Below are 22,541 nucleotides of genomic sequence, written 5' to 3'. Positions count from 1 at the left end.
GAGACCCCATGCAGATCCTGATGATCCCCGAGATCGGCCACTATGCCCTGGTGATCGCCATGCTGATGGCCGCCGTACAGGGCGTGTTGCCATTGGCCGGTGCGGCGACTCGCCGTCCGCTGTGGATGGCCTATGCCCGGCCCATGGCGGCCGGACAGCTGCTGTTCGTGGCTATCGCCTACGCCTGCCTGACGGCCAGCTACATGCTGGATGACTTCAGCGTGGCCAACGTGGCCAACAACTCCAACTCCATGCTGCCCTGGTATTACAAGTTCAGTGCCGTATGGGGCAACCATGAGGGCTCGGTGCTGCTTTGGAGCCTGATGCTGGCGGCCTGGGGATATTTCGCCGCCCGCTTCTCCCGTGAGCTTCCCCGTGACGTGGTGGCGCGGGTGCTGGGGGTCCTGGGGCTGGTCGGCATGGGGTTTCTGGCCTTCGTGCTGGTCACTTCGAACCCCTTCGAACGCCTGCTGCCCAATGTGCCGGGCGACGGTGCCGATCTTAACCCGCTGCTCCAGGATGTCGGCCTGATCATGCACCCGCCGATGCTCTATATGGGCTATGTGGGCTTTTCGGTGGTCTTCGCCTTCGCCATTGCCGCTCTGCTGGGGGGGCGCCTGGATGCCGCCTGGGCGCGTTGGGCGCGTCCCTGGACCAACCTGGCCTGGGCCTTTCTGACCGTGGGCATCGCCCTGGGCAGCTGGTGGGCCTACTACGAGCTGGGCTGGGGCGGCTGGTGGTTCTGGGATCCCGTCGAAAACGCCTCGCTACTGCCCTGGCTGAGTGGCACGGCGCTGATGCACTCCCTGGCGGTGACCGAGAAGCGGGGTGCCTTCAAGAGCTGGACCCTGCTGCTGGCGATCTTCACCTTCTCGCTGTCGCTGCTGGGGACCTTCCTGGTGCGTTCCGGCGTGCTGACATCGGTGCACGCCTTCGCCAATGATCCCTCCCGTGGCCAGTTCATCCTGATGCTGCTGGGCATCACCGTGGGGCTGTCGCTGCTGGTATTCGCCCTGCGGGCGCCGCGGGTCGGCCACAGGGTAGGCTTTACCTGGCTTTCCCGTGACGCCCTGCTGCTGATCAACAATATCCTGCTGGTGATCATGACGATCACCGTCCTCATGGGCACCGTCTATCCGCTGCTGCTCGACGCCCTGGATCTGGGCAAGATCAGCGTCGGCCCTCCCTACTTCAACGCGCTCTTCGTGCCGCTGACGCTGGTGCTGGCGCTGTTCATGGGGCTCGGACCGGTAGCGCGCTGGAAGCAGACGCCGATACGCCTGCTGGTTCGGCGCCTGTGGATGGCCGCGCTCGGCGCCGTGGTGCTGGGCGTCACGCTGCCGCTGCTGTTCGCCGAGCACTGGAGCCCGGCGGTCGCCCTGGGCCTGGTGGCGGCGCTATGGATCGTGCTGCCGATGCTGCGCGACCTCTTCGACAAGACCCGCAATGCCAGCTCCCTGGGGGCTGGCCTGAAGAAGCTGTCGCTGGCCTACTGGGGCATGCAGCTCGGCCACCTGGGGGTCGCGGTCACCATCGTCGGCGTGGCGGTGGTCTCCAACTACAGCATCGAGCAGAACGTGCGCATGGCCCCGGGCGACAGCGTCGAGGTGGCGGGCTACACCTTCACCATGAACGGGCTCTCCAATCGCCGGGCGGCCAACTTCCTGGCCGACCGTGCAAATATTTCGGTACAGCATGGTGACAGTCGCCGCAGCTTCGAGATGAATCCCGAGAAGCGCCTCTATCTGGCGACGCGCATGCCGCTGTCCCAGGTGGCGCTGCGCCCGGGCCTCCTGCGTGACCTCTACGTGGCCATGGGCGAAGACCTGGGAGATGGTAGCTGGGCGCTGCGGGTGCAGTACAAGCCTTTCGTGCGCTGGCTGTGGCTGGGGGGGCTGCTGATGGCCTTCGGTGGCGTACTGGCGGTAGCCGACAAGCGCTACCGGCGCCTGGCCACGGCGCCTGACCCCGAGGCCAGGGCCACCGGTGTAAGCGGACGGGAGGCCAGCGCATGAATCACCGTCGCCTGCTTCTGTTGCTGCCGCTCGCCGGCTTCCTGGCGCTGGCGGTGTTCCTCTACCAGGGACTCTCGCTGAACCCCTTTCATCGCGAGTCGGCATTGATGGCGCGTGAGTTTCCCGAGTTCGATCTGGCGACCCTCAAGGCGCCCGAGCGCAGGGTCGACCGTGAGCTGTTGACCGGCGGCGAACTGACGCTGGTCAACGTCTGGGGCGAGTGGTGCCCCGAGTGCAAGCGTGAGATGCCACAGCTGCTCGACCTCGCCGAGCGCCACGGGATACGCCTGGTCGGCATCAGCTGGAAGGATACCCGAGAGAAGGCGCTGGGCTTCCTCGAGGAGTTCGGAGACCCCTTCGAGGTGAATATCTTCGACCCCGATAACGAGCTGGCCTTCGAGCTTGGCGTGTATGGCGCACCGGAGACCTTCCTGGTCGATGGTGACGGGGTGATTCGCTATCACCACACCGGCTATATCGCGCCGAACGACATGACCGAGACGATCCTTCCGGAGGTGGAAAAATGGCGCTGATGCGAGGACCGTTGATCCTGATCACAACCCTGGCCCTGCTGCTGATGGCGGGGCTGGCGCAGGCCGCCGCCATCGAGGTGCGCGACTTCGACGACCCGGTACTCGAAACGCGCTACCACGATATCACCGCCTCCCTGCGCTGCCCGACCTGCCAGAATCAGGCGATCAACGACTCCGATGCCCCGGTCGCCGGTGACATGCGTGATCGCGTCTATCGGCTGCTGATGGACGGACGCGCGGATATCGAGATCCGTAACCATATGGTGGAGCGCTTCGGCGACTATGTGCTCTACAACCCGCGCCTCGAGGGTCGCACCTTCCTGCTGTGGGGGCTGCCGGTGGCGCTGGGCCTGCTGGGCCTGGTGCTGGTAGGCCTGCTGGTGCGTGCCCGACGCAATGCCTCCAACCGAGAGCTCAGCGCTGAAGAGCGTGCTCGCCTGGATGCTCTGACCAACCGCGAGAGAACCGAATGACCCTGCTGTGGATCGCCTTCGCCCTACTGTTGTTGCCGGCCCTGTGGCTATTGGTGTCGCCACTCAAGCGAGCCCGAGCGCTGCATGATGCCCAGCATGACCACGAGGTCAACGACCGCTCAGCCGAGCAGAATGTGGCCATCTACCGGCGCCGCCTGGCCTCCCTGGAGGCCGCCTACGAGCGTGGCGACACCAGCCGGGAAGACTACGAGGAGGACCGCCTGACGCTCGAGCGTGGCTTGCTCGAGGATACCGAGCGCCTCAAGCGTGCGCCGCTCAAGCCTTCCGCCTCCGGTCGCCTGGCGGTGCCACTGGTGATGCTGGCGCTGGTGATCGCCAGCGTGCTCTGGTATCAGCATGAAGGGGCCGAGGGGGATCTGGCCCTGCTCGCCGTGCAGGAAGAGGTCATGACCCATCCCGAGGGGTCGGCGCAGATGCTGGTCGAGCGTCTCGAGAAGCAGGCCGCTCGCCAGCCGGAAAACCCCAATGTCTGGGGCATGCTGTTTCCCCTCTACCGCGACGAAGGCCAGGGCCAGCAGGCCATCGATGCCCTGGAGCGTCTGATCGAGATCGAGGGGCGCCAGCCGACCCTGCTGGCACAGTTGGCGCAGATCGAGTTCTTCGTCGCCGGTCGGCAGCTGACCGATCGCGTACAATCTCTGGTCGACGAGACCCTGGAGAAGAACTCCAGTGAGCCCACGGTGCTGGGCCTGTTGGGTATCGAGGCCTTCGATCGTGGGGCCTATCAGGTGGCCATCGACAACTGGCGGCGCGCCATCGCCGGCATGAATGATCCCGCCTCCGGCGAGGCCCTGCGGCAGGGCATTCAAGTCGCCCAGCAACGCCTCGGCCAGACCCCCGAAGGCTCTCCGGCGAGTCAGGCCGACGCCCAGGGGCCGGGGGTCCACGTCCGGGTCAGTCTGGCCGAGGGCCTCGCGGCTCGCCACGCCGAGAGTACGCCGGTCTTCGTGGTGGCCCGCGATATGGCCGGTGAGCTGCCGCCGCTGGCGGTGGCCCGGCTGACGCTGGGCGAGCTGCCCGCCGAACTGGTACTCGATGAGCGCCATGCCATGTCGCCCCAGGCCAGCCTCGCACAGATAGATGAGGCACGGCTGGTGGTTCGCGTCTCGCCGAGCGGGCAGGCAACGCCCCAGGCCGGCGACATGTTTGGAGAGCGAGCCGGTGTGGCCGTTGGCGATACCGACGGCGAGTCCGTCGACCTCGTGATCGATCGCGTCGTCGAGTGAGCGGACGAGGTAGCCGCCGATGCGCCTGACATCGATTCGCCTGGTGGGCTTCAAGTCCTTCGTTGACCCGGTCACCGTGCCCTTCGACAGCAACATGACCGCCGTCGTCGGGCCCAATGGCTGCGGCAAGTCCAACATCATCGATGCCGTGCGCTGGGTGATGGGAGAGTCCTCGGCCAAGACCCTGCGCGGCGAGTCCATGGCCGACGTCATCTTCAACGGTTCCACCGGCCGCAAGCCGGTGGGCCAGGCCGCCATCGAACTGCACTTCGACAATCGCGACGGCACCATGGGCGGGCCCTATGCCCAGTACGCCGAGATCGCGGTCAAGCGCCAGGTGACCCGGGAAGGTCAGTCGAGCTATTTCTTCAACGGCCAGAAGTGCCGTCGACGCGACATTGCCGATCTCTTTCTGGGCACGGGGTTGGGGCCGCGTTCCTACGCGATCATCGGCCAGGGCATGATCTCGCGGCTGATCGAGGCGCGTCCCGATGACCTGCGCGCCACCCTCGAGGAGGCGGCGGGTATCTCCAAGTACAAGGAGCGCCGCCGTGAAACCGAGAACCGCATGCGGCGTACCCAGGAGAATCTGGAGCGCCTGGAGGATATTCGCGAGGAGCTCGACAAGCAGCTCGAGCGCTTGAAGCGCCAGGCCGAGGCGGCCCGCCGCTACCAGCAGCTCAAGAACGACGAGCATCGCGTCAAGGGCGAGCTGGCCCTGCTGCGGGCGCGCGCCCTGCGCACCAGCCAGGGTGAGGAAGAGCGTCGTGTCGCCGAGCTCGAGACCGCCGTGGAGCGTGAGGTGCTGGGGCTTCGCCAGTGCGAGACTCGCCTCGAAGAGGCCCGCGCCGACCATGATCGGCTGGCCACCGAGCTCGATGCCGAACAGTCCCGCTTCTTCGAGACCACGACCGCCATCGCCCGCCTGGAACAGGACCTGGAGCATGGCCGCTCCCGGGATGCCCAGCTGGCCCGGGATCTCGAGGCGCTGCGGCGCGAGCTGGCCGACCTCGAGCGTCTCGGAGAGGATGATGGCGAGCGCCTTGTCGGCCTCGACGAGCGCCTGGCAACGCTCGTGCCCGAGCGCGAAGAGCTTGCCGAACGTCTCGAGGAGCTGGAAGCCGCCCTGGAGGAGGCCGAACCCGAAGCGGAAGAGGCCGATGAGGCCTGGGAGACGTTCAGCGAACAGTGGCGCGAGACCCGCCGAGAAGCGGAGCGCCGCCAGGATCGCCTGCGCGAACTGGAGGCGCGCCTGGAAGGGATTGATGCCGATCTGGCGCGACGCCACCAGCAGCAGCAGGAGCTGCCCGATCTCCAGGCATTGACCTCACAGCGCGACGCGATCGCCGAACAGCTGGCCGAGATCGAGCTGGAGCGCGAGGCCCTGGAAGACCGTCGTGGGGCTCTTGCCGAGGCCCGGGACGCCACCCGGGAAGCGATGCGCTCCGCGGAAGTCGGGCGCGAGGCCGAGCGTCAGGCGCGTAGCGAACTGGCCGGTGAACTGGCCTCCCTCGAAGCGCTTATCGAAGCGGGGCTGGCCGACCACGACGAGGCCCTGAATGCCCATCTCGCCGAGCATGGCCTCGAGGATGCGCCGCGCCTCGGGGAATGTCTCACGGTGGCCTCGGGGTGGGAGTCCGTCGTCTCCTGGGTGCTGGCCCCCTGGCTACGTGCCCGGATAATGCCCCTGGAGGGTCGTTTCTCGGCCCTGGCGGCTTCGCCGGGAGAGTTGGGGCTGATCGAGGCGGGCGAGGCCGAGGCGCCAGCCGATAGCCTGGCCGCCCGAGTGGAGGGCGCCGGTGCCGCCACCCGGTGGTTGGCGACGGTACACTGTGTGGAGAGTCGCGATGATGCCTGGTCGCGGCGTCATGAGCTGGCCCCCGGGGAAAGCCTGGTTACCGCCGATGGACTGTGGCTGGGATGCGGCTGGGCACGCCAGCGTGGTGGCGGTGATGGCCCGGATGCCCTGCTGGTCAGCCGGCGTCGGCAGGGCGAGGTTCGCGAGACGCTGGATCGTGTCGAGGCTCGCCTGGCCGACCACGAGGCCAGCCTGGCATCGGCCAGTGAGCGCGTCGAACGCACCGAGGTCGATCTCGAGGCGTGTCGTCAGGCGGAGCGTGACCTCGAGCGTCGCTACCAGCAGCTGGCCGTTCAGGATAGCGGCCTGGGCAGCCGTCTGGAGCACTTGCAGGGGCGCGCCTCCGAGCTTGCTGAAGAGTTGGTCGGGCTGGGGGAGTCGCGAGAAGAAGTGCGTCTGGCCATCGATGAAGGGCGCGAGCATTGGCAGGTCGCCATGGCACGCCTGGAGGAGGGAGCCGAGCGACGAGAGCGACTGGAAAGAGAGCGACAGTCGGCCCGTGAGCGGTTGTCGGGACTGCGAGGTCAGCAGCGCCCTCTGGCCGACCAGTTGCAGCGTCTGGCCCTGGAGCAGGAACGCCTGGCCGCCGAGCGAGCCGGTCTGGCCGAGCAGCAGGGGCGCGCGGGGGAGACCCGAGAACGACTCGAGGGGCGTCTCGCCGAGCTGGAAGAGGAGCGCGAGATGCTATCCGAGCCCGAGGAGGAGCGCCGCGAGCGCCTCGAGGAGCTGTTGGATCGACGCGAGCGCGAGGAGCGAAGCCTCAATGCGGTGCGTGCCCGGACCGCCGAGCTGGTCGAGCGGCTACGAGAGGACGAACAGGCCCGCCAGGGCCATGAGCGGGCCCTGGATGGTATTCGCGAGCGTCTGCAGGAGTCTCGCATGCAGGTCCAGGCGCTGCGTCTCAAGGCCGAGGGGCAGGATGAACAGTTGCGGGAGCTGGGCCATGATGAGCATCGGCTCGCCGAGACCCTGGATCCCATCGCCACGGAATCGGTCTGGCAGACTCGCCTGGAGGAGCTTGCGGGGCGTATTCGACGCCTGGGTGCCATCAACCTGGCGGCCATCGAGGAGTATGACCAGCAGGCCGAGCGCCGCGATTATCTGGAGGCGCAGCAGGCCGAGCTGAACGAGGCGCTGGAGACTCTCGATCGTGCCATTCGGCGCATCGATCAGGAAACCCGAAGCCGGTTCCGTGACACCTTCGAGCGAGTCAATACGGGACTACAGTCGCTTTTTCCGCGAGTCTTCGGTGGTGGAACCGCGTGGTTGACGCTTACCGGCGATGACTTGCTGGCGACTGGGGTCGCCATCATGGCGCGCCCGCCGGGCAAGAAAAACAGCACCATTCATCTGCTGTCGGGGGGCGAAAAGGCACTGACGGCCCTATCGCTGGTATTCGCCATCTTCCAGCTCAATCCGGCCCCCTTCTGTATGCTCGATGAGGTGGATGCCCCTCTGGATGACGCCAATGTGGGCCGCTATGCCAGGCTGGTGAAAGAGATGTCCGAGAGCGTGCAATTCATCTACATCACCCACAACAAGATCGCCATGGAAGCCGGCGAACGGTTGATGGGGGTAACGATGCAGGAACCGGGAGTGTCACGACTCGTGGCGGTGGATGTCGAGGAGGCCGCGGCTCTTGCCGAGGCCTGAATGCTTGAAGGAAGGCCCAAAAAGAGGTAACAAGGAAGCATCACATGTTGCATTGCATGGAAGCAAAGGAATCATCGAAGGGCGATTGCGAAGGACGAGAGAGGCTTGGCGTGATAAACCACCAATGCTTGACAAACAAAAAAAGTGGCCATTTTTTCGGCAATCGCGCTATGCTGGTGACGGACAACCATATGGCATGGCGCCCTAGCGAAAGGCTGACGATCCATGGAACTTAGAGAGTGGCTGATCATCCTGGGATTGGCGTTGGTGACCCTCATCGTGGTAGATGGGGTGCGTCGCCTGCAGCGTCAGCGACGCATTCCCCGCCTGGATGAGGTGGAGAAACACGCCCAGGATCAAGATACAGACCCCGAGGAAGAGGCCCGCAAGGCCGAAATCAACTGGGAGCTGCCAAACGGAGGGGCGCGAGTCGTCAGGCCCGCCGATTATGACCGTGTGCAGCCCAAACCCAAGCTCCAGCGACAGGACCATCCAGGGCCGTCTCGCGTGCTGTCCGATTGGAAGGCTTCCGGAGTCCATCAGGGCGAGCCCGAAATGACAGCCGCGGAGTCCGCGCCCAGGGTAGCCTCGACGCCGACGGCGGCGATGTCCGAGCCCGCGGCGGCAGCGACTCGGCCGACACCGGCGGCATCTGAATCGGCGCCAACGGCGGCCGAGCCGACACCGGCAGTGACTAGGCCGACATCGACGGAGCCAGAGTCGGCGCCAATGGCGGCCGAGCCGACGACACCGGCAGCGACTGAGCCGACGGCGACTGACCCCACGCCTACGGTAGCCGCGGCGCCGGCATCGCCGCAAGACACTCCGGCTTCGCAGGAGTCGGAAGACGAGGTGGTAGGCAGAGACGCCGGACACTCCGGCGCTGCGGAGGCGAGCCAGGAGGCGGAGCGTCGCGAGCCGACCCTCGGCGCCCTCGATGAGGCGTACCCGTCGCCGGCCATGTCACAAGACGAGTCGGAGCGGAACGGCGCGGTCGACACCTCGTCCGCTGAGCCCCTCGCCGCCGATCCTCGAGATCATGAAGACGTCGACGACGACGAGCGTTATCGTCTGGTGGATTTCGATGGTGTCGGAGATTCCCTGAAGAGCAATTCGAAGCGCATGGGCGTTTCCGTTCAGCGCTTCGGGGCATCGCTGCAGAAGGGCCTGGCCGAGCGACGTGAACAGAAGCGTCTGGACAGGATTCGCCGCGACGAAGAGAAGGCTCGCAAGGCGGCCGAGGACGCGGAACGCAAGCGTCAGGCCCAGGCGGAAGAAGAGGCGGCTCGTCTCGCGCGTGATGCCGAGCGTCAGCGTCTGGAATCCGAAGCCGCCAGCGCCGAAGGGGACGGTGACCCTATCTTCGCCCCTCAGGGCTCGGTCGAAGCGAGCGATGCCGTGGCCTCCGCGGAGCAGGAGGCATTCGAAGCCTCTCGCCACAGTGACAAGGTGCGCGTCCACCCGGTGCTGGAGAAGGCGCTGCGCCACGACGTAAGCGCCGAGCATGCCCGCCTGACGCTTAGCCAGGCCGAGGAGATCATTGTCATCTCGGTGATGGCGCGGGAGGAGGAAGGGTTTTCCGGCACGGCGCTGCTCGACCTGATGCTGGCCTGTGGGCTGCGCTACGAGCGGGAGATGGGCATCTTTCATCGCTTCGAGACCGAGGATCCCGAGAGTCGCCTGCAGTTCTCCATGGTCAATGTGGTCAAGCCCGGGACCTTCCCCATCGAGGCGATCGACGACTTCCGTACACCGGGCGTCACGCTGCTGATGCCCTTGCCGGGTGCCGAGGACTGCGGTGCCGCCTTCGAGGCGATGGTGGAGACCGCCATGGTGGTCGTGCGGCATCTGGGGGGTGAGCTGAAGGATGAACACCAGAGCGTGATGACCGCCCAGACGGTGGAATTTGCCCGCCAGCGTGTTCAGGATTTCGTGCGGCGTAATCGCCTGCATCGCTATCAGGTGAACTAGCCGCCATCCTGACGCCTGACGCTCGAAGACAACCCTCGTGGGACTGGCCCCACGAGGGTTGTTGCTTTGGTAAGCTAGGCCATCATGTCCGCCTCGCGCGTCGAGGCCCACGCGACAGACCCAGACACGGATTTCCATGACCCAGCTTGACTCGAAGCGCCGCGAAGAAGTCGAGCGCTTGCGCGCCGAACTCGACGATGCCAACTACCGCTACCATGTCCTCGATGACCCGACGCTGACCGACGCCGACTACGACCGCAGCCTGCGCCGTCTTCAGGAGCTCGAGGCCGAATATCCCGAGCTCGTCACGGCGGACTCGCCGACACAGCGCGTCGGGGCTCCCCCGGAGGCGGGGTTTCCCGAGGTCGAACATGCGGTGCCCATGCTCTCGCTGGATAACGCCTTCGACGAGGAGGAGCTCGAAGCCTTCGTCCGGCGCGTGGCAGAACGGCTGGAGGCATCGAGTGAGTCGCTCTCCTTCTGCTGCGAGCCCAAACTCGACGGTGCGGCGGTGTCGCTGGTCTACGCACAGGGGAGGCTGGTCAGCGGCGCGACCCGAGGGGATGGCCGTACCGGGGAAGGCATCACCTCCAACCTGCGCACCCTGCGCTCCGTGCCACTGAGGCTGCGCGGAGCGCACCCGCCCGAGCTTCTCGAGGTGCGCGGCGAGGTGATCATCTCCCACGCCGATTTCGAGGCGATGAACCAGCGTGCCCGGGCGGAGGGGAGCAAGCTGTTTGCCAATCCGCGCAATGCCGCCGCCGGTAGCCTCCGCCAGCTGGATCCAAGGATCACCGCGACTCGGCCGCTGGCCTTCCATGGCTACCAGGTGGCCCGCATCGAGCCGGACCCGGGGGATGCGACCCATAGTGCCCTGATGGACCGCCTCGGTGATCTCGGGCTGCCGACCAGCGGTGAACGGGAGGTGGTGACCGGAGCCCCCGGGGTGATCGGTTATTGCCGTCGTCTCGGCGAGAAGCGCGATGCACTCGGTTATGATATCGACGGGGTGGTGATCAAGGTCGACGATCGGCGCCTGCAGCGCGAGCTGGGTTTCGTGGCCCGGGCGCCGCGCTGGGCGATCGCCTTCAAGTTTCCGGCCCAGGAGCAGACCACATGGCTCAACGAGGTCGAGTTCCAGGTCGGCCGCACCGGCGCTATCACCCCGGTGGCGCGCCTGGAACCGGTGTCGGTGGCGGGGGTTGTCGTCTCCAGTGCCACCCTGCATAACGCCGATGAGATCGCCCGGCTCGGGGTGATGATCGGCGATAACGTGGTGATTCGTCGCGCCGGTGACGTCATCCCCCAGGTGGTACGGGTGATCGAGAAGGCGCGGCCGGCGGACGCCCGCCGCATTCTTTTCCCGGAGCGCTGCCCGGTGTGCGATTCGCAGATCGAGCGCCTCGCGGGCGAGGCGGTGGCGCGCTGCTCCGGTGGCCTCTATTGCCCGGCCCAGCGCAAGGAGGCCCTCAAGCATTTCGTCTCGCGCCGGGCGCTGGATATCGACGGTCTCGGCGAGAAACTGATAGAGGCCCTGGTCGAACGTGACTGGGTCGCCACCCCGGCGGACCTCTTTGGCCTGCGGGCCGAGGCGCTTGCCGAGCTGCCGCGCATGGGCAGGAAGTCGTCGGAGAACCTGGTGGCGTCGCTGGAGGCGTCCAAGGCGACCACGCTGGCGCGGTTCATCTACGCCCTGGGCATCCGCGAGGTAGGAGAAGCCACGGCGGCCAACCTGGCGCGCCATTTCGGCACCCTGGACGCGCTGATGGCGGCCGGGCGTGAGGCCCTGGAGGGCGTCGAGGATGTGGGCCCCATCGTGGCGGCCCATGTTCATACCTTCTTCTGCCAGCCCCATAATCGCGACACCATCGACGACTTGATCGCCTGCGGGCTGCATTGGCGGGAAGAGACCGTCATCGAGCGGCCCCGGCCTCTGGTCGGACAGGCCTGGGTGCTCACGGGCACCCTGGAGGGCATGACCCGCGACCAGGGCAAGGCGCGCCTGCAGGCGCTGGGGGCCAAGGTGACGGGCAGCGTCTCGAAGAAGACGGCCGGCCTGGTGGCCGGGGAGGCCGCGGGCAGCAAGCTCGACAAGGCGCTGCAGCTCGGTGTGCCGGTACTGGAGGAGTCGGCCTTCCTGGCGCGGCTGGCCGCCTGGGAGGCCGGGGACGTTGCCACGGACGAGAGCGAGGAGGATAAGGCATGAGCGGCGATCGCTTCATCGAGGTGCCCCACCGGATGCTGCCGGGGGAGACGCTCGACGCCCTGCTGGAGGCCTTCGTCACCCGCCAGGGCTACGATACCACCGACACCGGGGAAGGCATGCGCGGCTGGGTCGCCGAGCTCAGGCGCCAGCTGGAGCGCAGCGAGCTGATCATCGCCCATGACCTCAAGACCGAGAGCACCGAGGTGATGACCCTGGCCCAGTGGCGGGCCTTCGGGCGTGACCTGGCCGATGACGAGGAGGGCTGAGAGCCCCTTCGAGCCCCTCCGGGACAGTCCCCGGCCAAGGCGCCCGGTTTATTCGGATGCACGTTGTTGGCGGTGTTGCCTGCCGTTGGGGACTGTCCCGGAGGCAGCCCTTATCAGGTCACGGATGACCCTGCGCCCGGGGTGCAGGTGGTCCGCCAGGGGCTGCTCCAGGGGGAGGGGCTCGTCGCAGATCCGTGAGGCCAGCAGTTCGGCACACAGCGGGGCGCTGGCCAGGCCGCGGGAACCATGGGCGGTGCTGACCCAGAGTCCCGGGTGATGCGGCCCAGGCGTTTCGGGAATGCGGGTGGCGTCCTTGGCCAGCACGGCATAGGCCTGCCGCCAGGCGTCGGCATCGGGCACGGGGCCACAGTAGGGACTCTTGTCGGGGCTCGCCGCGCGGACCCCGACCAGGGCGGTGAGCCGCTCGGGGGCGAGGTCGGCGCCGGCGTCGCGCAGGGCGGCGACGAAGTGGGGCAGGCCCCTCTCGATCTCCTTCACGTTGGCGTCATGGTCGGCATCGCGCGGGTCCGCGTCGGTATCGCCGGGGCCGAAGGTGGCGCCGAAATTGAGAATACCGTCGGCTGCCGGGGGCGCGTAGCCGCCGGCACAGACCACGCGATTCAGTCGCGGCGACCCGGAGGGCAGTTCGAGCTGGCTAAGCTGTCCGCGAACCGGCTGTAGCGGCAGGGAGGCCGTCTGGGGGAAGGTGGCGGTTTCCGCGGCACCGGCGACGATGACCTGGTCGGCCTCGAGGGTTTCGCCGTCGGCCATCTCCAGCGTCCAGCCGATGGCCTGTCGCCGCAGCGCCGTCACCTCGCCGCGATGGAAGGCAATGCCTGGCGTTTCGGCCAGGCGTACACAGAGCTCCACGGGTTTGACCCAGGCGGCGTTGGGGTAGTCCAGTGCCGGCGTCTCGATCTCGATGCCGGCACAGGCGCTGGCCGTCTCGGCGTCCAGCCCCCGCACCACGCTCTCGGGGAGCGAATGGTTGGCCAGGAAGCGCGCCTGGCGCGCCTGCTCCTTCGCGTTCATCGCCAGTTGCAGCACACCGCAGGCCCGCCATAGCGCCTGCTGGGGGTCGAGCCATGCCAGCCAGCGGCGGCTGTGCAACAGCCCGGCCAGGTAGGTACGACTCTGTCGATTGGTGTCGGCGGCCAGCTTGACGTAGAGCGCACCCTGCAGATGAGTGGTGCCGAATTCGGTACGCGCGTGGCGGTCGACCAGGGTCACGGCGATGCCACGCCTGGCCAGGGCGGCCGCGGCGCTGGCACCGGCGATGCCGGCGCCGATGACCGCGACATGGCGCGGGGGCCGGGGCAAGGGTGGTGTGAACCAGGGGGTTCGTCGACGGCGGTCATCGATGGGAGGCTCGGTGATCTCGCCGCACAGCATCTCGCGCTTGCGCCCGAAACCCGGCGCCTTGTGCCAGGTGAAACCGGCCGCGGCGAGGCCCCGCTTGACCACGCCGGCACAAGTGAAGGTGGCGAAGGTGGCACCCGGCCGTGAGCGGGCCGCCATCGCCTGGAACAGTGCCGGATGCCACATCTCCGGGTTCTTCGCCGGGGCGAAACCGTCCAGGAACCAGGCATCGACCCGGCCGTCGAGCAGCGCCAGACGCTCGGCGGTATCGCCGAAATGCAGGTCCAGGGTGACACGCTCGTCGAGCCATAGCCGGTGTACGCCGGCCACCGGCTCGGGCCACTGTGCCACGAGCCTCTCGCTGCGTTCGGCGAGGTCGGGCCAGGAGGCCAGTGCCCGGGCCAGGTCCTCGCGGTCGAGCGGGAACTTCTCGGTAGAGACGAGGTGCAGCCGGGCCCCGGGGGCGGCGTGGGCGTCGAAGCAGGCCCAGGCACACAGCATGTTGAGCCCGGTACCGAAGCCGGTTTCGCCGATCACGAAGGCCCGCGGTGCCTGCCACGCACCGAGGCGCTCCGCGAGGCGGTTGCCGGCGATAAAGACATGCTCGGTCTCGGCTCGACCGTCATGACGAGAGAAGTAGACGTCGTCGAAGGCGGGGGAGTGGGGCGCGGCCTCGCCACTCGCATCGTGTCGCCAGTCGAGGCGGGCGTTATCGAGGGCGGCGAGCGGCGGCAGGCCATCGGGGGCGGCGGTCACGAGAGGCTCCGGGGCGTTCAATATTTGATCAGTGGTGCCGCGGGGCCGCTGCAAGGGGGCTGGCGGCAGGCGTCCGCGGCGTTTCAACAGAGTTGTCCACAGTGTCTGTGCAAAACCGGCTGTTGATAAGCGGGTTGTTCAGGGAAGAACCCTCTTGAAGGGCTTTACCGTTACGCCCGTGTAGACACCGGCGATCATGTAGGGGTCGGCGTCGGCCCAGGCCTGAGCCGCCTCGAGGCTGTCGAAGTCGGCGACGACCAGGCTGCCGGAGAAACCGGCCTCGCCGGGGTCGGCGCTGTCGATCGCCGGATGAGGGCCGGCGAGAACCAGGCGGCCCTCATCGCGTAGTGCCTCCAGGCGAGCCAGGTGGTCGGGGCGGGCGGCGAGCCGGCGTTCCAGGCTGTTGTTCACATCCTCGCTGATGATCGCGTAGAGCATGGGGCTGATTTCCTTCTATGGACGGCTGGGCCATGGGGTGGCGCCATTGACCGGCATCGGCCCGGGGCGCACCATGGAAAGCCATTCTGACAAAGTCGCCGGTCGGCGTCATGCCAATGCCCCCACTTCCCGTTCGCTTCGAGGGCGACCCCGAGCCCCTCCGCATCGATCTACATATGCATTCCACCGCCTCGGATGGCGCCCTGTCACCTGCAAGGGCCGTGGCGCTGGGTGCCTCCCGGGGCCTGACGCATATGGCGCTGACCGACCATGATACCCTGGATGGTGTGGCGGAGGCGGCGTCAGCCGCCCGGCGAGAAGGCCTCGTGCTGATGCCCGGCGCCGAGCTCTCCACTCAGTGGCGAGGCATGGGTATCCATGTGGTGGGGCTGTTGCCCGAAGGGGTGCGGGGGGAGCTGGTCGAGGGCCTGGGGGCCCTGGCCGTGGCCCGCGAGAAGCGTGCCGCGACCATTGCCTCGCGCATGGAGAGGGTCGGTCTTCACGACGCCCTGGCCAGGGCCCGGGAGCAGGCCGGCAGCGAACGCCCCCTGGGTCGGCCGGACTTCGCCCGGGCTCTGGTGGCGGCGGGGCTGGTCCCGGATGTCGCGACCGCCTTCAGGAAACACCTGGGAGCCGGCAAGCCCGGGGACGTCAAGGCATTGTGGCCGGCCATGGCCGAGGCGGTACGCTGGATTCTCGCCGCGGGAGGGGTGGCGGTCCTGGCACACCCGGTGCGCTATTCCCTGACGCGCCGCAAGCGCGGCCTGCTGCTCGATGATTTCGCCGCCGCCGGTGGCCAGGCCGCCGAGCTGGTCAGCGGCTTCCAGAATCCCGACGTGACCCGTGACCTGTCTCGTCAGCTCCAGGAGCGAGGACTCTATGCTTCCCTGGGGAGCGACTTTCACTTCCCCGGCGGCCATCTGGCACCGGGGAGCATGAGCCCGGTGCCGCGTACTGCCACGCCACCGGTATGGACTCACCCGCGGCTGGCGCCGCGGCTCAATGCAGGAGCGTGATCATGAGCCAGTTCTTTCAGATTCATCCCGAGAACCCCCAGAAGCGCTTGATCGATCAGGCTATTGCCATCATTCGGTCCGGCGGCGTGGTGGCCTATCCCACCGATTCCGGCTATGCCCTGGGCTGCCATCTGGGCGAGAAGAAGGCCATCGACAAGATCAAGTGGCTGCGCTCCCTGGATGACAAGCACAACTTTACCCTGGTGTGCTCCGACCTTTCCGAGATCGGCACCTACGCCAAGGTGGACAATGCCGTCTTCCGCCTGCTCAAGGCCCATACCCCGGGTGCCTATACCTTTATTCTCAATGCCACCACCGAGGTGCCTCGGTTGCTGCTGCACCCCAAGCGTCGCTCCATCGGCGTGCGCGTGCCTGACCACGCCATTACCCATGAACTTCTCAAGGCGCTCGGGGAACCGCTGATGAGTGTGACCCTGATCCCGGTGGGCGAGGAGCTGCCGATGACCGATGCCGAGGAGATTCGCGAACGCTTCAGCAATCACCTCGATCTGATCATCGATGGCGGTGCCTGCCACCTGGAGCCGACCAGTGTGGTGGACCTGCGCGCCCTTCCGCCGGTGGTTCTGCGGGAAGGCCGCGGCGACGTCGAGCCCTTCCAGGACTGACTCCGGCCGGTCGTCGACGCGGTCTGTCAATGGCCTCCCTTCGGGGGGCTGCCATTCCCCTCATCAGTGTGAGCCTCCCACCAGGCCGCCTGCTCCTCCTCGGCCAGGTTGGGGTCGGGGGAGTGCTCATCCAGCCAGGTGCCGCACACCAGGCAGTACTTGGCGCGTTGCTCGTGGCGGTCATGGCCGCAGCCGGGACAGGCCTCGTCGGAGTAACGATCGGCGCGGATCGAACGGATCACCTCGGCCGAGAAGATCCCGGTGGGCACGGCGATGATCGAGTAGCCGATGAGCATCACCATCACCGAGATCGCCTGACCCAGTGGCGTTACCGGGACGATGTCGCCGTAGCCCACCGTGGTCAGCGTAACGATGGCCCAGTAGATCGCCCTGGGGATGCTGGTGAAGCCGGCCGAATAAGGCTCGATCAGATAAATGATCGCGGCGAGGATGGTGACCAGCATGAAGACGGTGAACAGGAACAGGAAAATCTGGTGGCTGCTGCGCTGCAGGGCGCCGACCAGCAGGCGTCCCTCGCCGACGAACTCCATCAGGCGCAGTACCCGGAAGATGCGCAGGGTACGCAGCAGGCGCACCATGACCAGGGTCTGGGCTCCCGGCACGATCAGCGCCAGCCAGGTGGGCAGCACGGCGACAAGGTCGACCATCCCGTAGAAGCTCTTGAGATACTGTATCGGGCGTTCCAGGCAGTAGAGGCGCACCGCCAGCTCGAGGGTGAAGGCGATGGTGAAGCCCCACTCCAGCCAGAAGAACAGGGCGCTGTGCTCGGCACGCAGGCTCACGATGCTCTCCAGCATGACCACCAGCACGCTGGCGAGTATTGCCACGATCAAGGCGATATCGAAGCCCTTGGCGGAGCGGGTGTCGGACTCGAATATGACCTGGAAGATTCGCGTGCGCAGGCCTTCACCGGCGGGGCGGGGCAGGTGATTCACGGGTGACGTCCTCGTGGTGAGATCAGGCCAGGGGTATCTGGCCCGACAGGCGGTGCGCCAACCCTAACAGACGCCGGCCGTTGTCGGGCGTCAGCCAGGCGTCGTCATTCACCGCATCGGCAAGGGCGCTGGCGGCGTCGCGTATCGGCGCGTCGCCCAGGTCGGCGAGTTGGCAGAAGGCATCGCGGGCGGCGTCGCGCCACTCGGCGAGTCCGCTGTCGGCCTGGGCGTCCAGCGCCGTCACGGCGCGGTGCAGCCAGCCGTGTGGCGTGCCGCCGGCCGGCAGGCGCCATTCTCCCGCCAGCAGGGCGCCGCCGCGTGCCGCCTTGCTGGTATCCGAGGGGCGCAGGGCCACGCTCTCGGCCAGTCCCTCGGCCAGTGACCACAATGCCGCCGGTTCGCCGGACGTGAGCTCCAGCTCCAGCTCGCGGATCGCCACCCGGCTTCCCGCCGCCGAGATGCCGCCCTCGTCCAGGGCCAGCTCGATATGCGCCCCTCGGTGCTCGAGATGCCATGTGGTGCGATGAAAGTCCGTGGTGAAGCGCGCCTCGAGCCGATCCAGCACCCCTCGGCCCAGCGAGGCCGGGGGGAGTTCCTCGAGACCCGCCAGGTCCAGCCCGGGCCCGGGTACCTGCCACTCCCACTCGCCGCGACGCGACAGGCCGCCGCCGCCCTCGCCGCGTGTCTTGACCGTCTGCAGCAGCAGGTCATCGACTCGGCGCAGGCGCAATGCCATGCGCGCCGCTTCCAGCTCGCCCGCGGCCGTGTCGTAGTAGGTGTTGCCGAGGTAGGTAAGGCGCGGTTCCACCTCGCCGAGCAGGGGATGGTGACGCAGGGCGTCGGGGCCTTCCGGGCCCAGGGCAAGCTTCAGTTCGATCTCTTGACTCATGCGGTGGCGGCCTCGTTTCGGTGAGAGAGTGAATAGTTCATGACGTTAGCGGCGGGGGTCATTATACTGACGCCGCCATTTTCCAGGTTTCGAGATGCCCCCATGGTGACATCCAATCCCTTCTCCGCGATGTTCGGTCGTTCGCCATTCCAGCCGCTGCTGACCCATATCGTCAAGACGAGCGAGTGTGCCGATCAGCTGCTGCCGTTCTTCGAGGCTACCCTCGTGGGTGATTGGGACGCGGCCGCCGTCCACCGCGAGTCGGTGACGCGCCTCGAGCATGAGGCCGATGAGCTCAAGACCGAGCTGCGCCTCAATCTTCCCAATACCATGTTCCTGCCGGTGTCACGCTCCGACCTGCTCGACCTGATCAGCGTGCAGGACAAGATCGCCAACAAGGTTCGCGATATTACCGGCATCATGCTCGGCAGGCGCATGCAGATCCCCGAGGAGCTGGCCCAGCCGATGCGTGACTACATGCGTACCGCCGTGGCCTGCGTCGCCCAGGCACGTCACGCCCTGGAAGAGCTCCGCGACCTGCTGGACTCCGGTTTCGGTCGCAATGTCAGCGACGTGATGCAAAAGCTGATTCGCGAGCTGGACCGCCTGGAGCAGCAGGCCGACGATCAGCAGGTCGCCATCCGTCGCCAGCTGTTCGACCTCGAGGAGCGTATGCCGCCGGTCGACGTGATGTTTCTCTACAAGATCATCGACTGGGTGGGTGAGCTTTCCGACCGTGCCGAGCGCGTGGGCAGCCGCCTGCAGATCATGACCGCCAACTGAATGCCGCTGCTCCGGTAGATCCGGAGTCGCCACCAGTCCGCTATCAAACGACCGCAACGAGGGGACGAATCCTCATGTCGATCATTGCGCAGCACGGCGAGATCTTTATCATCCTGGCTTGCCTATTCGGCTTCTTCATGGCCTGGGGGGTAGGGGCCAACGATGTCGCCAATGCCATGGGCACCTCGGTTGGCTCTCGCGCCATTACCATCAAGCAGGCGATTCTTATCGCCGTGGTCTTCGAATTCCTCGGCGCCTGGCTGGCCGGCGGCGAGGTGACCAATACCATCCGCAAGGGGATCATCGACCCCGAGCTCCTTCAGGATGACCCGCAGCTACTTGTCTACGGCATGCTGGCCGCGCTCCTGGCGGCCGCCACCTGGCTGTTTGTTGCCTCCATGAAGGGCTGGCCGGTCTCCACGACTCACTCCGTGGTGGGGGCCATCGTCGGTTTCTCGGTGGCCGGGCTGGGCGCCGCGTCGGTTGACTGGGCCAGCGTCGGCAAGATTGCCGCCAGCTGGGTCGTCTCGCCGCTGCTCGCCGGGACCATCGCCTTTACCCTGTTCAAGTCGGTACAGCATCTGATCTTCGAGGCACGCGACCCCTTCGCCGCCGCCAAGCGCTATGTGCCGATGTACGTCTTTCTGGTCGGTTTCGCGGTGACCATGGTGACCCTGGTCAAGGGGCTCAAGCATGTCGGCCTGGACCTCGGCTTCGGCACCAGCCTGTTGCTGGCGATTCTCGCCGGTCTGCTGTTTGCCGCCCTGGGTGCCTTTATGGAGCGCCGGGTGCAGGCGAGTCACCGCAAGACAGACCAGTTTGGTTTCAGCGGAGTCGAGCGTGTGTTCGGCGTGTTGATGATCTTTACCGCCTGTGCCATGGCCTTCGCCCACGGCTCGAATGATGTGGCCAACGCCGTGGGGCCCCTGGCGGCGGTGATCGGTGTGGTACAGAGCGGCGGCGAGATAGAAGGCGCCGCCCTGGTACCCTGGTGGGTGCTGGTGCTGGGCGGCAGCGGTATCGTCGTCGGCCTGGTCACCTACGGCCACAAGGTGATCGCCACCGTGGGCACCGGCATCACCGAGCTCACCCCCAGCCGCGGTTTCGCCGCGACCCTGGCGGCCGCGGTCACCGTGGTGCTGGCCTCGGGCACCGGCCTGCCGATTTCCACCACCCATACCCTGGTGGGGGCCGTGCTGGGGGTGGGGCTGGCCCGCGGCATGGCGGCTCTCAACCTGCGAGTGATCGGCACCATCGCCATGTCATGGCTGATCACCCTGCCGGCCGGTGCGGGCCTGGCCACTCTGTTCTTCTTCATGCTCAAGGGCATGTTCGGCTAGCCCCGGCGAAGCGTCAGGAGCAGGGCAGACCGGGTCGCTCTCGAGCCCCGGACGCGAAGCGGCGGTACCACGGCAGTGGTGCCGCCGTTTGCGTCGCTCTGCTATAGTCGTGGCGCTCTCGTCTCTTTTGTTTCTTTCGTCTCTTTCGTTCACCCGCTGCCGGAGAGCGGCCCTTGGATACACGTTTCCCCTTCGTCGACTGGTTTCGCAACTCTTCGCCTTATATCAACGCTCATCGAGGACGCACCTTCGTCATCCTGATCGAGGGCGAGGCGATGGCGCGGGGGCGTGGCGAGCAACTGGTCCAGGATCTGGCGCTACTCCACACCCTGGGAGTGCGGCTGGTGGTGGTGTTCGGCATTCGCCCCCAGGTGTGTCAGGTACTGAAGGCGTCGGGGATCTCCCCGGGGCAGCATCAGGGGCGAGGGATCGCCGACGATACCGTCATGGCGTGTATCGAGCGGGTGGCCGCCGAGCAGCTGTTGTGGCTGGAGGCACGCTTCTCGCTGGGATTGCCCAATACCCCCATGCATGGCGTCGAACTCACCGCCGTGTCGGGCAATCTGGTGATGGCCAAGCCGCTGGGTGTGCGCGAGGGTGTCGACTTCGACCATAGCGGCGAGGTGCGTCGGGTGCGTACTCAGGCCATCGAGGGGCTGCTGGAAAAGGGGACGCTGGTGGTGCTGCCACCGCTGGGCTTCTCCAGCACCGGCGAGGTGTTCGACCTCGATGCCTCTGACGTGGCCCAGCATGCCGCCATGGCGCTGTCGGCCGACAAGCTGATTCTGCTTGGCGGGGCCAGCGGCCTGTTCGATGCCAGCGGTCAGTTGCAGCGTCAGCTGACCCCCGCCGAGGCGGGGCCGCTGTTGGCCCGGGCCGCTCCCGGCAGCGAGCCGGCTCGCCATCTGGAGGCGGCGTGTCAGGCGGCTCGTCACGGCGTGGCGCGTACCCACCTGCTCTCATGGCATGACCATGATGCCTTGCTCGGTGAACTGTTTACTCGTGACGGCGTTGGCACCATGATCACCCGGCATCGCTACGAGCAGCTGCGTCCGGCCGAGCTGGCGGATATTGGCGGCCTGCTCGAGCTTCTCGAGCCTCTCGAGGAGCGCGGCATGCTGGTGCCCCGCTCGCGAGAGCGGCTGGAGCACGAGATCGACGATTACGTGGTAATCGAGCGTGATGGCATGATGATCGGCTGCGCGGCCTTGCATCGCTTCGCCGATTCCGAGGTGGGAGAGTTGGCCTGCGTGGCGGTTCATGACGACTATCGTGGCGGTGCCCGGGGGGAGCTGTTGCTGGCCGAGGTCGAGCGTCGTGCCCGGCGTGAGGGGGTGTCCTCGCTGTTTGCCTTGACCACCCATACCACGCACTGGTTCTTCGAACACGGCTTCCGCCTGGCCGATTTCGAGGCGCTGCCCCCGCTGCGTCGGGATACCTATAATCATGCCCGCAAATCCAAGGTGTTGCTCAAGCCGCTGGGCTGATCATGGGTGTCGCCGCGCTGCGCCACCCGGAGCGCAGTTGTCGCTTTTTTGCGACTCGTTATTCCCTTGAAAATAAAGAATTTTTGTAGGGCACACCCCTGATGTGTCGCTTTTCGATGACATAATGCCCGTCTCGCCGCCGCCATTGCCCGCCTTCTTCCTGTAAGACAATCCGTATTATATTTTAATTCATTGAAAATAAATGGGTTTTTTATTTCTGGCACGATGGTCGCAATATTCTTGGTGAGCAACGGAAATGGTTCACTACGGCTCGAACCGTTTCGATCGCCCAGGAGGTGGAAACGACACTGCCCTGTGCCCTGCCTCTTCGGCGATCAGCGTCTGCTTCTAGCGATGTGTGATTTAGGTTGCGATGAGACGGGTACCGATACGCTCACGGACGCGTACCCCAAGGGCAAGGATGCCCCGGCATGGATGCCTCTCCCCCTTGCGGGGGATCGAACAGCGCAGTGGCGCCGCGGCCTGACGCTCTTTTTATCAGGTCGGGCGACATTGCCAAGCACGAAGCGGGGCGGTGAGCCGGGAGATGGCACGCCGCCCGCATGAGGAGGCCAGCCCCTGGTGGCAGATGGCCGATGCATGGCTTCGAGGGCCTTCCCCGGCCCGTTTGGAAGGCTGAGCGGTGGTTGGACCAGGCCGCCACCGGCA

Annotated in this window: 17 protein-coding genes; 13 read left to right on the top strand and 4 right to left on the bottom strand. The window is 66.6% G+C overall.

The features are described from left to right. Positions 1–20: 20 nt before the first annotated feature. The 8 genes from Q358_RS0100655 (at position 21) to Q358_RS0100620 (ending at position 12,222) form a co-directional block, all read left to right on the top strand. Positions 21–2,015, top strand: coding sequence for a heme lyase CcmF/NrfE family subunit (locus Q358_RS0100655; protein ID WP_169735497.1), 1,995 nt, complete (start codon positions 21–23; stop codon positions 2,013–2,015). Continuing rightward, entirely contained in the window at positions 2,012–2,548 is a 537-nt protein-coding gene (locus Q358_RS0100650; RefSeq protein WP_027960267.1) for a DsbE family thiol:disulfide interchange protein, read from the top strand. Before Q358_RS0100655 ends, Q358_RS0100650 begins: the two co-directional genes overlap by 4 nt. Beyond that, the gene (locus tag Q358_RS0100645; protein ID WP_027960266.1) at positions 2,539–3,021 is read left to right on the top strand and encodes a cytochrome c-type biogenesis protein; all 483 of its coding nucleotides are present in this window, start codon (positions 2,539–2,541) and stop codon (positions 3,019–3,021) included. Before Q358_RS0100650 ends, Q358_RS0100645 begins: the two co-directional genes overlap by 10 nt. Further along, on the top strand, positions 3,018–4,268 hold the full coding sequence (ccmI, locus tag Q358_RS0100640) for a c-type cytochrome biogenesis protein CcmI (protein ID WP_027960265.1): 1,251 nt from the start codon (positions 3,018–3,020) through the stop codon (positions 4,266–4,268). The genes Q358_RS0100645 and ccmI overlap by 4 nt, the downstream gene beginning before the upstream one ends. A gap of 19 nt (positions 4,269–4,287) precedes the next feature. Then, positions 4,288–7,779: a chromosome segregation protein SMC gene (gene smc, locus Q358_RS0100635; protein WP_027960264.1), complete on the top strand. Its 3,492-nt coding sequence runs from the start codon at positions 4,288–4,290 to the stop codon at positions 7,777–7,779. A gap of 225 nt (positions 7,780–8,004) precedes the next feature. Then, positions 8,005–9,750, top strand: coding sequence for a cell division protein ZipA (gene zipA, locus Q358_RS0100630; RefSeq protein WP_027960263.1), 1,746 nt, complete (start codon positions 8,005–8,007; stop codon positions 9,748–9,750). A 136-nt stretch (positions 9,751–9,886) separates the two neighbouring features. Next, positions 9,887–11,956, top strand: a complete 2,070-nt coding sequence (ligA, locus tag Q358_RS0100625; protein ID WP_027960262.1) for an NAD-dependent DNA ligase LigA — start codon at positions 9,887–9,889, stop codon at positions 11,954–11,956. Beyond that, on the top strand, positions 11,953–12,222 hold the full coding sequence (locus Q358_RS0100620; RefSeq protein ID WP_027960261.1) for a YheU family protein: 270 nt from the start codon (positions 11,953–11,955) through the stop codon (positions 12,220–12,222). Before ligA ends, Q358_RS0100620 begins: the two co-directional genes overlap by 4 nt. A 48-nt stretch (positions 12,223–12,270) precedes the next feature. Here the strand turns inward: Q358_RS0100620 and mnmC are convergent, their stop codons facing one another. Together mnmC and Q358_RS0100610 are read right to left on the bottom strand one after the other, a co-directional pair. Further along, a complete protein-coding gene (mnmC, locus tag Q358_RS16250) occupies positions 12,271–14,337 on the bottom strand; it encodes a bifunctional tRNA (5-methylaminomethyl-2-thiouridine)(34)-methyltransferase MnmC2/FAD-dependent 5-carboxymethylaminomethyl-2-thiouridine(34) oxidoreductase MnmC1 (protein ID WP_051530109.1) in 2,067 nt (688 codons plus the stop codon). Between the two features lie 138 nt (positions 14,338–14,475). Then, on the bottom strand, positions 14,476–14,775 hold the full coding sequence (locus tag Q358_RS0100610; RefSeq protein ID WP_027960260.1) for a YciI family protein: 300 nt from the start codon (positions 14,773–14,775) through the stop codon (positions 14,476–14,478). A 110-nt stretch (positions 14,776–14,885) separates the two neighbouring features. Between Q358_RS0100610 and Q358_RS0100605 the strand changes: the two genes are divergently transcribed. Next, positions 14,886–15,791, top strand: a complete 906-nt coding sequence (locus Q358_RS0100605; protein ID WP_043487432.1) for a PHP domain-containing protein — start codon at positions 14,886–14,888, stop codon at positions 15,789–15,791. A gap of 2 nt (positions 15,792–15,793) precedes the next feature. Next, positions 15,794–16,417, top strand: a complete 624-nt coding sequence (locus tag Q358_RS0100600) for an L-threonylcarbamoyladenylate synthase (RefSeq protein WP_027960258.1) — start codon at positions 15,794–15,796, stop codon at positions 16,415–16,417. Positions 16,418–16,443: 26 nt separating this feature from the next. Here the strand turns inward: Q358_RS0100600 and Q358_RS16245 are convergent, their stop codons facing one another. Together Q358_RS16245 and Q358_RS0100590 are read right to left on the bottom strand one after the other, a co-directional pair. Continuing rightward, entirely contained in the window at positions 16,444–17,373 is a 930-nt protein-coding gene (locus tag Q358_RS16245) for an ion transporter (RefSeq protein WP_051530108.1), read from the bottom strand. Positions 17,374–17,395: 22 nt separating this feature from the next. After that, the gene (locus Q358_RS0100590) at positions 17,396–18,262 is read right to left on the bottom strand and encodes a CYTH domain-containing protein (RefSeq protein ID WP_027960257.1); all 867 of its coding nucleotides are present in this window, start codon (positions 18,260–18,262) and stop codon (positions 17,396–17,398) included. A gap of 102 nt (positions 18,263–18,364) precedes the next feature. On the opposite strand from Q358_RS0100590, the gene Q358_RS0100585 reads away from it, so the two are divergent. The 3 genes from Q358_RS0100585 to argA all read left to right on the top strand — a co-directional run bounded on the left by Q358_RS0100585 (position 18,365) and on the right by argA (position 21,872). Further along, positions 18,365–19,045, top strand: coding sequence for a TIGR00153 family protein (locus Q358_RS0100585; protein ID WP_027960256.1), 681 nt, complete (start codon positions 18,365–18,367; stop codon positions 19,043–19,045). Positions 19,046–19,119: 74 nt separating this feature from the next. After that, positions 19,120–20,385, top strand: coding sequence for an inorganic phosphate transporter (locus Q358_RS0100580; RefSeq protein WP_027960255.1), 1,266 nt, complete (start codon positions 19,120–19,122; stop codon positions 20,383–20,385). Positions 20,386–20,558: 173 nt separating this feature from the next. Next, entirely contained in the window at positions 20,559–21,872 is a 1,314-nt protein-coding gene (gene argA, locus Q358_RS0100575) for an amino-acid N-acetyltransferase (protein WP_027960254.1), read from the top strand. Positions 21,873–22,541: the final 669 nt, after the last annotated feature.

Origin of the sequence: Halomonas halodenitrificans DSM 735 (assembly GCF_000620045.1) — a bacterium.
In the GTDB taxonomy this organism is placed as follows: Bacteria; Pseudomonadota; Gammaproteobacteria; order Pseudomonadales; family Halomonadaceae; genus Halomonas; species Halomonas halodenitrificans.
The sequence above is the reverse complement of the archived record's forward strand: the minus strand, read 5'-3'. Positions and strand labels throughout refer to the sequence as shown.